Raw genomic sequence first — 10,713 nt, 5'->3', positions numbered from 1 at the left:
ATCACCCTTGGGTCCTTGCTCTTCTAAAAATAAATCTTCTCCAGAAACCTTTAAGAATCCTTCCCCATTCAAATCAACTAAATTTTTGATTCTTTTCGGTATATCATGTATAGATTTCCATAATCTTATTGCCATTGCACTGTCTTGATTAATTCAATTTTTTGCTTTTTTTTACCTTTTTAAAAGCTTCGACTAACTAAATAATTGATTATAATTCCCTTGCAGATAAACCGCCCCCCTGGCCTCACCCCCATTCACAACAACAGGCAACTCAAAATCAAAACTAAGCAAACAATTAGCACCTAAAGCTCCCACTTCCACATCCTCAATTTCCCTTTCTAAATATTCTACTTGAGCAGGATTAAACTCTAAATTTTTCTCAGCTCTAAACTGAGCAGAAATAGCCTGATACATCGCAGCACTAATATTGGTACATAACTGGTCTCCACCTTCGGCTTCAGCATAGTTGTATTCATAAACATTTATTACTTTTATTTCACTTTTATCTGTGCTAGAAACTTCTGCAAAAAGGCAAGGAATTGTAATTGTTCCAGTAGCTCTTTTAGGAGTTTCATAACTGATGGAAAAATTAGTCAAGTAATCCAACCCGTTAGGATTAGAACCTTCTTCGCTCTCTATCTCGTCTATTTTTAATAGAAGAGCAAAGGTTCTCTCTTCTAGTGTAGTATAATTACTAAACTCATCTGTCGATACAAACAACATGATACAATAAAAAACATAGTTTGAGTATGATATAATTTTAACTCAAAATCAGCAAATATAAAACATTGATTTGTTGATTTTTTAGCAAATTATCAATATGAATGAAGTACCCTTAGATGTAAAAGCATGGTCTGACAGCGTCATCCCTGAGAGGATAGCAAGGGTTGAAAGTCAACTGACCAATATAGGAGATTATTTACATTTAATTTATGAATTACTCAAGCCACCTAACACGGAAGGAACGGAGGAAATGCCAGCACCTTTAAGAATTGGACTGGAAGTACCAACAGGAGCTAACTTTGATTTCCCTGATAACTTCAATAATTGGAGCGGACAAAATTGGATTCGCGATCGACTAGACTCTGACTTAGGTATTGACGGGCACAAAGTCTTTACTTTTGAAAGCTTTGACCTGACTACCAGCCTGAGCGACGGGTATAATTTCACTGTTGATATAGACCCTGCCTTTACTACCGTTGATACAGCCTCTACTCCCTACATTAGTTGTCATATCTTTAACCCTGTTAGAATAGCCAAGCTAGGTCTTCAAATATTAGGCGGATGGGCAGACGACCGACTAGGAATATTTCCTGACGACCTGGCAGGAAGGGTAAAAGAAAGTAGTCTGGTAGGGGAACTCTCGGCTACTCCCGCTGAAATTAAGGTTAATCCTAATTTATTAAATTGGGCTGGTTTTTTCTCGGTCAAGGTTCAAGACGAGGGGTGGAAGTCAGCGGTAATCAATTACGAGCAAGCAAATGGCAAATTTATAATTTTAGGATATTAACCAAGATGAGAATTGCAGTTGTGGGCGACCAACACGCTACCTATTTACCAGCAAGCCACAGTAAAGGAATTCATGGCTTACCTGCTTGGGATATGGAATTTAAGCAAATGATTGAAGAAATTATTCCCCAAGACTTTGACCGCATTTATATTTCTCCTGGATTTTATTTAATGGGAGTGAAAAAAGCTGATGAGGTGATTGGAGCATTAGCCAGAGGAAACATTGCAGTTCAATACGAACAAAAGGAGCGAGGATTCTACTCAAGGTCTAATTGGCGGCAGTTTATAAAAAATGAGGCTGGCAATAATTATCTCTGGGCTGCTTGGAAAGAAGCAGTAAAAGACCTTTATAACTTGTCTGATAAAATTTGGTTGTTGCCAATATCTATGTATTGGTACGAACTAAAAATCAAAGAGAATATTGTTAGATTGTATCCAAAATTCTGTTCTGAATTTTCTCGATTAATCAACGTTGCAGCAGTCTTTCAAGGTAATAGGTTTTACCATAAAAATAGGTATGGGCATTTGACAGGTGAAGCTATATCTTTATTACAACCAATGTTAGAAAATGGCTAAGAAAAAACGGCGCAGGCAGGGCAAAAATCAAAAGCCAAATCTAGAGAAAGACCGTAGCAGCCCAACTTCGGACAAGGAATCTACTAATAGAATACCTGACAAGAAAGACTTGCAAAAAACTATTACTCAGATAATTCAAAACAGAAAAGCAGAATTGATAGCTGAGTTTTATTTACAGAGGAAATTCAATCAATCTACCACACTTAAAGACTTTGCTCTACAGTGGGTAAATGGATTTGAAAAACAAACTCGACAGAAGAAAAAAACGGCTATTGAATACGACCGAAAAGTAGAAAAAATTAACAATGATGGTCAACCTTTTAACAGTAAGAGTAAGTAACAATGGAAGTAAAAACAGGTGTAGATTTAAATAAATTGTGGGTAGCTTTTGAGCGAAAAACTTCACCGCAAAGGAATTGGTTGAAGCAGAAAGGCAAAGAGATTAGTAGCTTCGTTGACGAGCAAGTACGATATTTCAAGGATGTCACACCGGAGAATATCGTTGAAGGTGGCAGAGTATTAGTTGACAAGGTCGCAAAAAGAGACTGGGGCTTTTTTAAGGATTGGCTGAGAGAAGCTCCCTTTGTCGCCAAAGCAGCAGGGTTGGCTGCGTCTGCTGGCAGTATTGGCGTGGCGGTCTTATCCGGGACTAAAGTCGTAGGTGCTGTTGCAGCAACTGGTCTAGGAAAGTTTGTAACTGGCGTTGCGGTGACAGCAGGTTTAAGTCGTGCTAGATTTTTTGAGGGGACTTTCCAGTATGTTGAACAAGCACTTAATTTCGACTGGAATATTAACTTAGATAAATTTGTCAAACAACTGCAATCACGCCTTGAAGATTTCTACTCTGATGCTTTTGGTAGTTTGGGTTCAGCTTTTGGCCGTTCTGCTGCTACTGTTGTAGTTAACCGCGAACTAGGTAGCGCTAGGGTGAGAATCAACTCAACTACCTGCGCTGTGGCTACCTTGATAGATCCTTCTATCGAACAAGATATGATTAATGCTCTAACTGATATTTGTTTTAGCGGTAGGGCTGTTATTACTCAAATACTAACAATGATTAGTTTTGTCGGAGTACGACAGATAGCAGCCAACGTTTTAGATAAACCAGAATGGGTTAATGGTGGTGACTCGCCTTTTATTATTAGTGAAAAAGTTGAGGAGGCTTGGGAGGCTAACAAGAAAAACCACCCAGAGTATAAATACTTGTGGAAGTTTTCCGAGACCTTCTTCAATGCCTTTGGCGATCGTATGCGAGACCTGCTGACGGACGAGGAAACCTGGTTGGAGGTTGTGCGATGAAGAAAGTGGGGGGTAATTTTTTCCAGGAGTTTGAAACTGTAAATGTAAATATAAAGTATGATATTGTCAACTTCAGAAATGAAGCTAACAAAATCAAAGGTACATTAACTAATGCTGAAAACTTTTTATTCAACTTTGAATTAAAAACTCTTGTTGTCGCCAAAGACTTAAAAAGTTTAAAGCAAATGCCGATTATTGAGATTGATGACGCTCAGTATGAGTACATTAAGCAAAGTACGATTGCCGATCATATTAGGAAATTCAATAATACGAACGGCTATGCTATCACCGTGAATTTTTGGCATTTCAAGTACAATGGCAACTTCCAAAATTTCCCTGACAGGCCCTACTCGCAAGTTTTGTGGGGAAATCAAGGGCAGCTTAATTATCAACCTATTTTTGTTCCTTATCTATCAGACACTCCTCACTACTATTTTGGAGAAGATGGTGGCATTGCAGTCAATTTCAATCAGACTTTAGGGGGTGATGACTACATTTACGTTCATGGTAGTTATGTGTGTGAAGTCAGTTACGACAGGACAGTGCAAAATTACCAGCATAATTTTTGACAACAGCAAAGAGTGTCGGAGCAACGCAGGCGAAAGAGAAACGTTTTTATTTGATTCTATTCTATTTCTCTTAACAGAATAGGTAGTAAAACTTCTACACTCAGAAGCAAATATTTGGAGTAGAAAACAAATTTTATCATGCAAAAGACAGACTAAGTATTAATGACAAAATTAACAAAAAGGTTGTTATTGATAGTTGAATAATTGATGTGGCAAAAGCAAATATTAGACCCAATATAGACGAGGGTGGAGTAGGATTTGGGATAGGGATTGGACCTTTTGGTATTTCTTATAATTCTAAGGATGGTGGTACTTTTGGAGTAGATGCGGGACTTATTGGCATTGAATATAATGCTCGCGGTGGGGGAGAACTTGAATATTTTGGCGGTACATTCCGATTTGAATACGAGCGTAAAGGATGTACTTTAATAGAAAAGGGTTTTATTGGTGGCGTTCACGCTACGACAGACATCAGGAAAGTTCCTAATTGTGACGATCAAGGCAAGGAAGCTGAGGAGAACTCAGAACAGCCAAACCAAGAACCTGATGCGCCTGATGACTTAGGGGAAGATGGAGGGCTGATATCGGAAGAAGAAATTCCTTTACCTCCAGGTGGAGGAGTTCCCAAAGGAATCTCCATTGTTTTCTCTTCTGATTACTACTTTCCTAAAATCACTTATTCTCAAGGACCTAAATGTGATGATGTCTTAGAGTATTCGTATACTACCAGGCATAGTGGTAGAGACTTTCGTTATTCTTCAGGCTCGCCTCCTTATAGGATTGTGCGCCGGACATATACAGTACCAAGACGTATATTTTATCAAGGAAGTGGCTCGGGCATTAGCTATTGTGTTCCAGAAGACCACATGATAACTCTGTGTATATTTCTGCAACTAGATGCAGAAACAGGGCAATCTGTAGCTGGAGGCTTTCAATGCCACTTCAGCTATGAATTGCTAGCGAGAGAAAGAGGTAAGCATTTCAATGGCAAAGTAGAAGTTTATGTTAACGGGGTTCCTCTACCTGAATATCTAGAAGCCCTTCCTCCTAACAAACCACCGATTACAAAGTCAAAGGAACAAACAAAAATGGATGAATGTTGTAAAAGTATCAAGCGCATTGAAAATGCTTTAGGAGTTGAGCGCTTGATTAAAGATAAATTTATTTTTCCTAATGAATTAATGATTCCTGGGAGTGAAGGTGCTGAGTATGCTGAGGATTACATGGGGATATACTCGCGGATGATATCAGTCATTAATCAAGCTGGCTTCAGCCCTTTTCGGGTTGAGCTGCCGACTCCTGCTGATTTCCCAGAAGACGAGGAAAAGCCTGCACTTAGCTATCCTAGCCAACAAGCAGCACTGCAAGCGGTGATGAGTCTCCTAATTGAAAATAAGATTGAGCAACGGAGGCAGTCTATTTTGCAGTTGAGGCTGGCTAGAATGGCGGGTAGGATGTATCTAACTATTGGTAAGATATGGTATAGAGTAACTGCCATCCTAGATGGCCTCGGCATACCTGTTAGGCGGAAGCGCATGCAAGAAACGCTAGAATTTAATTTATTAGAGAGCAAGAAAAAACCGCAAGGGTTTAAGGAGGGGAGCGACAGACTACCAGAGTTTAAAGAGACTGAGGATGAGTTGATTGACGATTTCTTGCAAAACAGCGAACACGAGTTCTCAATTGATGTATTTAAGGAGAATGAAAAAGATATTCGTCGCTGGTTGATTTATTTGTTGAGTAAAAAAGGTTGATTATGGCATCCCCAAAGAAAACAGGGCGAATATTTGGCAAGGTTTTTGAGGCGATCGAACGAGATATGTCGCCTAATTTTTCGACTGTTAATAAGCAGGGAAAAGGTAAGAAGATTACTGCGGAAGAGTTAATTGATCTTGAGACTCACGACGTATTGAAAGTGCAGTTGAGAGAGGGGATTGAAGTTACTTTGGCAGGTAGTGAGGAGAGTTTAATCTCTCAGTTGTCTTTGGTGGCTGCTTTTGAGCAGATTGTGAGCCGTGGCAGTAATTTGGTTGAGTTTGAGGATTGGTTTAGAGGTTGGCAAGAAGGATGGCCAAGTTTGATTAATAGTCGAGGAACTGCTGCTAGCTTGAAGACTAATTATCCGATTCGCGACCGTATCAATTCTGACGAAACTACTACTCCCGGCTGGCGAGTTGATATGGAGGCACGCCCGCAGTATATTGAAAAGTTTCATCCTACCCAAGAGTTGAATTACCGGGTGATTGAATATTTTCCGGCTAGAAATTCTCCTTTGAGGTCGAAGATTTTTTCTGGTAGTGATGCTGAGATTATTCAGCAGATTGTTAGTTATGAAGAAAAAATTTCCAGGGAGACTGAGGTTGGTAGAAGCTTTGCTAGTTATCCCAAGGTTAAAGGTCAGCCCAAAATAAAGATAATTTTCAAAGAAAAACCAGAAGATGTGGAGCCGGGCTATCAAGCGATTGATTCAGAAGTCAGCTTTAGGATTATCGCTAAATCAGAACATCCAGAGTCGCCATTACCTAGATTAACTTGGTCTGACTTAATAACTTATGCTGCTAGAATATGGCAGGAGTTTGGTGGGCCTACCCCTTTTCACTATCGTCGAGGTAAAGAGTCAGTTAGTTATATTGATAGGCTGAATGGCTTTAAGTCTTGGCTGACTGTATTCTCGCTAACAGATGGCATTGAAGTTTATCAGCGGTTATGTAGAGTTTCTCAAGCAGAGTTTAAACTTAAAAACTTATCAAGCGGCAAGAACCAAGCACCAGCAGAAGCTTATCCAACTATTCCGGCAAATTTACAGGTATTAGGTCAGACAGTTAAAGGCAAGCGCCGCCGTCCTGTTGGTACTGTGTGGTTCGATCAGGGTATTATTGAGTTACCCACCCTCAAAGGAGCTATCACGCTGGTGGATAAAAATGGCATTGTTATCGATGAAAATCAAGATTTAGACGATGGGATAGTTGATTAAAACAGATTGTTGGCCTTAGATGTTTTTTGCCATAGTACCAATTTATTTGCCACAGTTTACCTAATTTAATCTTACTTTGTTTGATTCTTTCTCAACTCAGCTAAACTGCACCTCCAAACATAATAACTTTGGATGATTCTGAACTGCTTGATTTTGACGCTAGATTAAAGATATTAGTCCAATCACCAAAAAAATCAAAATATGGCTCGCAAAAGAAGAAATTATTTAAACAAAAAAACCTTAAACTCTGCTGAAATTGATATTTATACAGATTATTTGAAAGGAAACCGAACGCATACTGTGAACAGAAAACTGCCTCCTGAAAAATTGGAGAGAAAGGGTGGTGGTGTAATTCCTTTTGGACTTTCCCCTGCTGCTACTCCAAGTGCTGCGGATTATTTGAGAATTGCAGCAACATTAGGAGCGCTTGATTTATTAAGCAGGTTCCCTTCTATTGATTATGCAAAACTAGGGATTGAAACGGTTTTGACTAATGTCACGGGTACTGTTCCTGCTGGAAAAGCTTTTGCTCCAGCCGTTTGGATTCCTACACTAGGACCAGCAGAACTTTCATTTTCAACTGGCACGTCTGCTTTTACTGGCAGAAGTACGCGTTCACCCAACACCAGAAGCGGAAGCATTCCGTTTGGAAGGAACACAGGAGCAAATATCAATGATGCTAAGACAGGTACAGCGGTTAGTAGTCTTGCTGACTGTGATGAGGAAGATATGAAAACAAGTATTGAGAATATAGCTGCCTCTGACAGTGCTTCAGGTCTGCCTGGAGGAGATCAATACGTAACAAAAACTTTCTTACCAGAGGAATTTTATCCTATATCTCAAGACGTGACCTCTGAAATTGGCAATTATCAACCAGCAGCTCCTGTTTACTAAACTTTCAACATGAAAATTATTGATCCATTTGCTCGACAAGAAGTAGGAAGCTGCTTTTATTTGCAAATCCCTCAATGGGACGAGGACTTAAACAAACAAATGTTTGCCGCTCACTTTGTAGTAGAGAAAGCCACTCAACAGTTTTTGAATGGCGAAATTAATGCAATGGATTTTTGTGATTTAGTAGAAGAAGTTATTGATGACATGGATGGGTATTTAGAAGAAGTAAACAGTAATATTGATCGTATGCTTCAGGGTGAAAGTTTTTTAAAATTAATATCTAGATAATTTCTTGATATTGTTCCACTGTAACGCTTATGTTTTTGAACCAATAAGGCGGTTGAAAAGTATATTTTAATTGTGTTGTTTGTTTCGTGACATTCGCCCATTCTACTAGCTGCCATTCATCTAGATAAATTTTCTTACTGAAAAATCTGGTAGGCACAAAGTTTTGTAGATTGCCGATATAAATAGTTATCCAACCTGCTAAAACCCAGGTGCTTTTTGCTGTCGTTGAGGTACAAAACACTCTGAGGTAAGGACTGTTAAATGGCGGTGCAAACTCTGTTGTTGCAATTCTATTCTCTTTTGATGGCGGAGAGTTTATATCAGGTAATATAAGGTCTTGATTGAATATTTGTACCCAGGAATCATTGTCAGATAAATCAATCATAAGAAATTTGGCTGCTAAGATTCATTTGCTTGTGATGTTTTTGTCTTGAGATTTTAACATTAATGACACTGATGATTAACTCTAATAAGGTTTTTTACATAATCCAATGGATTGAATTGATTGCCAGCATTCCATTGTTTTTTGCTAGCATTATGTTTATTTTTGAAAAAAAAAGAAAAAGCCTGCTTCCGATTGGTTTTTTATTATTTACAGTAGCAACAAAATTCTCGACAGGTCATTTTTTCTTAATTACTGAATGCTCACAAAAGAACATATCTGATGACTTTTTTTTGTCCCCTGAAAGCACTTTTCCCTCATTTTTATCGATAGGAGCAAGCTTTGGCATCCTTTTCTGGAGTGTTATTGTCTGTATATTCGAGTTCAAAGCTAGAATGATTTTGGCAAGAAGAAAGCATCAAAAACATGATATTATTGACGCAACAACCAATCCCCCTACCTAGTGTTTTCGAGAACCCATGGTTTCAGCTTCTTGGGACTATACTTTATTTTTTCGCCAACGTTTCTTTCTTTCTAGGTCCGCGTATATTGGACCAGCTTCAAGCCAACACAAAAAAGCTGGAAATGAAAGTAAAAATTTTCAATCTAATTGAAGAAAAATTAGACAAATGTATTCAGTCTATACGCCAAGCGATTTTAAGTTGTAAATATACATTAAACACGAGCCATATCTTTTCAGCAGAAGCTACAAAAGACATTATCGTAAAGTATTTTCAAACTTATTTTTTAGACATTCAAAAGTTACTTTTGTCCACGTTGGAAGAAATAGAAGAAGACACAACAGGATTAGAAGTAGATGAAAGTCAGTCATTAAAATAGTACTTTTAAGTCTGCTAGCAAAGCCTGATGTTGTTGTCAATCACCTATTGTTTATATTGAAGAATAAGGTGGTTGCTTAATCATAAATATTAGAAAAGGTAATCAAGAATGACAATGCAACTTATAAACCCTTTGCCTCCTTACTACTCTCAGCGAGATAATTTAAAAGAATGGTGGCGGACTTGTAATTCGTCTACATCAGCTATGTGTGTAGAATTTTTCAAGCCTGGTCTTATATCTGGTGATGATGAATATATTGCTAAACTAGCTGCTTATGGTGACACAACAGACCATTCTGCTCATACTCGTTTACTGGCAGATTTGGGTATAAAAAGTGAGTGGAAGACTAATTTAAACTACTCGGACTTGGATGCTCAACTTAAAGATAATAAGCCGATTCCTATTGGCGTGCTTCATAATGGAACTTTGCAATATCCCACAGGCGGGCATATTTGCCTTGTTGTCGGTAAATACAAAGAAGGATATGTATGTCAAGATCCATGGGGACATGGATTTGATTACACAGACACCAATGGGAATCAAGTTTTATACCCGTACCAGAGCCTAGATATCAGATGGCTTGTGAACGGAAAAAATAGTGGATGGGGAAGAATTTTTTAGATTTATCGTTGATGACAAATCAGGGTATCTACACAGCAGACGATTGATTTTAATTAAAAACTAAAAATGCACGAATACGATATCCTTACTGAATTTAACTGGGAAAAAACTACTATTACTTATGGTTATAATCCTAATATGTCTCCAGAGTTTCAAGGTTTGTTTGACGAAATTGCTGATGAGATTACAGGCAATTCTAGCTTAGAGTTAATTAAGGATGATTCTCCTGATATTTTAATTAAGTTTGGTGATACTCAAGGTTTTTTTGGTCTTGCTTATTTCCCTGGAGAGTTTCCGATAAGTGGCGATATCCTATTATCACCAGATTTGATTTCACAGCCTGAATCATATCAAAAGTTTGTTGCATGGCATGAGTTTGGTCATGCTTTAGGATTGGGCCATGAGGGTGAACGGCAAGACTCAGTGATGTCTACAAATTTGGATGGACTTGAAAGTCTACCTACTCAGTTTACAAGTTACGATTGGTGGGCAATAGAAACTACTTATTATTTAATTTAGATTTAACGATAAATGATTAATGTTGCTTGTGCATATACTAAATATTCGTAGCCATCGCTGATCAAGTGATCGCTACTTTTGAAGAATTTCTTTTTTGTCTTAGTTACTTTTAACTAACCAGGAGTAGGTATTTAAAATTAAAATAGCTTGAATAAATACTGTGGGGATTCACCTTGACGGTTCAACTTTTCTAAGTGGTTAAGTATCAGATCGGGAATATTGTCGAGAGAAGGCTTAGAGGT

15 protein-coding genes are annotated in these 10,713 nt (G+C 38.3%); 13 read left to right on the top strand and 2 right to left on the bottom strand.

Annotation, left to right across the window (positions count from 1 at the left end; translation table 11 throughout):
* Positions 1-192: 192 nt before the first annotated feature.
* Positions 193-723, bottom strand: coding sequence for a hypothetical protein (locus AC3DU7_RS14135; protein WP_488039974.1), 531 nt, complete (start codon positions 721-723; stop codon positions 193-195).
* Between the two features lie 97 nt (positions 724-820).
* On the opposite strand from AC3DU7_RS14135, the gene AC3DU7_RS14130 reads away from it, so the two are divergent.
* The 9 genes from AC3DU7_RS14130 to AC3DU7_RS14090 all read left to right on the top strand — a co-directional run bounded on the left by AC3DU7_RS14130 (position 821) and on the right by AC3DU7_RS14090 (position 8,109).
* Positions 821-1,510 carry a hypothetical protein gene (locus tag AC3DU7_RS14130; RefSeq protein ID WP_488039973.1) on the top strand — a complete coding sequence of 230 codons (690 nt, stop codon included), beginning with the start codon at positions 821-823 and terminating at the stop codon, positions 1,508-1,510.
* Between the two features lie 5 nt (positions 1,511-1,515).
* Positions 1,516-2,085, top strand: a complete 570-nt coding sequence (locus AC3DU7_RS14125; protein ID WP_488039972.1) for a hypothetical protein — start codon at positions 1,516-1,518, stop codon at positions 2,083-2,085.
* Positions 2,078-2,425: a hypothetical protein gene (locus AC3DU7_RS14120; RefSeq protein ID WP_488039971.1), complete on the top strand. Its 348-nt coding sequence runs from the start codon at positions 2,078-2,080 to the stop codon at positions 2,423-2,425. The genes AC3DU7_RS14125 and AC3DU7_RS14120 overlap by 8 nt, the downstream gene beginning before the upstream one ends.
* A gap of 2 nt (positions 2,426-2,427) precedes the next feature.
* The gene (locus tag AC3DU7_RS14115; RefSeq protein ID WP_488039970.1) at positions 2,428-3,384 is read left to right on the top strand and encodes a hypothetical protein; all 957 of its coding nucleotides are present in this window, start codon (positions 2,428-2,430) and stop codon (positions 3,382-3,384) included.
* Positions 3,381-3,953: a hypothetical protein gene (locus AC3DU7_RS14110; RefSeq protein WP_488039969.1), complete on the top strand. Its 573-nt coding sequence runs from the start codon at positions 3,381-3,383 to the stop codon at positions 3,951-3,953. Before AC3DU7_RS14115 ends, AC3DU7_RS14110 begins: the two co-directional genes overlap by 4 nt.
* A gap of 209 nt (positions 3,954-4,162) precedes the next feature.
* Positions 4,163-5,707 carry a hypothetical protein gene (locus AC3DU7_RS14105; protein WP_488039968.1) on the top strand — a complete coding sequence of 515 codons (1,545 nt, stop codon included), beginning with the start codon at positions 4,163-4,165 and terminating at the stop codon, positions 5,705-5,707.
* 2 nt (positions 5,708-5,709) lie between these two features.
* A complete protein-coding gene (locus AC3DU7_RS14100) occupies positions 5,710-6,927 on the top strand; it encodes a hypothetical protein (protein WP_488039967.1) in 1,218 nt (405 codons plus the stop codon).
* A 201-nt stretch (positions 6,928-7,128) separates the two neighbouring features.
* Positions 7,129-7,821 (top strand): hypothetical protein, encoded by a 693-nt coding sequence (locus tag AC3DU7_RS14095; protein WP_488039966.1) that lies wholly within the window; start codon positions 7,129-7,131, stop codon positions 7,819-7,821.
* Positions 7,822-7,830: 9 nt separating this feature from the next.
* Entirely contained in the window at positions 7,831-8,109 is a 279-nt protein-coding gene (locus AC3DU7_RS14090) for a hypothetical protein (protein WP_488039965.1), read from the top strand.
* On the opposite strand, the gene AC3DU7_RS14085 is transcribed toward AC3DU7_RS14090, so the two are convergent.
* Positions 8,102-8,494, bottom strand: a complete 393-nt coding sequence (locus tag AC3DU7_RS14085; RefSeq protein ID WP_488039964.1) for a hypothetical protein — start codon at positions 8,492-8,494, stop codon at positions 8,102-8,104. The two genes, AC3DU7_RS14090 and AC3DU7_RS14085, sit on opposite strands and share 8 nt — an antisense overlap.
* Positions 8,495-8,556: 62 nt before the next feature.
* Between AC3DU7_RS14085 and AC3DU7_RS14080 the strand changes: the two genes are divergently transcribed.
* The 4 genes from AC3DU7_RS14080 to AC3DU7_RS14065 all read left to right on the top strand — a co-directional run bounded on the left by AC3DU7_RS14080 (position 8,557) and on the right by AC3DU7_RS14065 (position 10,471).
* Complete coding sequence (locus AC3DU7_RS14080) at positions 8,557-8,955, top strand: hypothetical protein (RefSeq protein ID WP_488039963.1); 399 nt, start codon at positions 8,557-8,559, stop codon at positions 8,953-8,955.
* A 121-nt stretch (positions 8,956-9,076) separates the two neighbouring features.
* Positions 9,077-9,331: a hypothetical protein gene (locus tag AC3DU7_RS14075; RefSeq protein ID WP_488039962.1), complete on the top strand. Its 255-nt coding sequence runs from the start codon at positions 9,077-9,079 to the stop codon at positions 9,329-9,331.
* Between the two features lie 108 nt (positions 9,332-9,439).
* Positions 9,440-9,952, top strand: coding sequence for a C39 family peptidase (locus tag AC3DU7_RS14070; RefSeq protein WP_488039961.1), 513 nt, complete (start codon positions 9,440-9,442; stop codon positions 9,950-9,952).
* A 66-nt stretch (positions 9,953-10,018) separates the two neighbouring features.
* Positions 10,019-10,471 carry a matrixin family metalloprotease gene (locus AC3DU7_RS14065; RefSeq protein WP_488039960.1) on the top strand — a complete coding sequence of 151 codons (453 nt, stop codon included), beginning with the start codon at positions 10,019-10,021 and terminating at the stop codon, positions 10,469-10,471.
* Positions 10,472-10,713: the final 242 nt, after the last annotated feature.

Source organism: Okeania sp., assembly GCF_983059655.1.
Note: the sequence above shows the minus strand (reverse complement) of the source record. Positions and strands in the feature narration are given on the sequence as shown.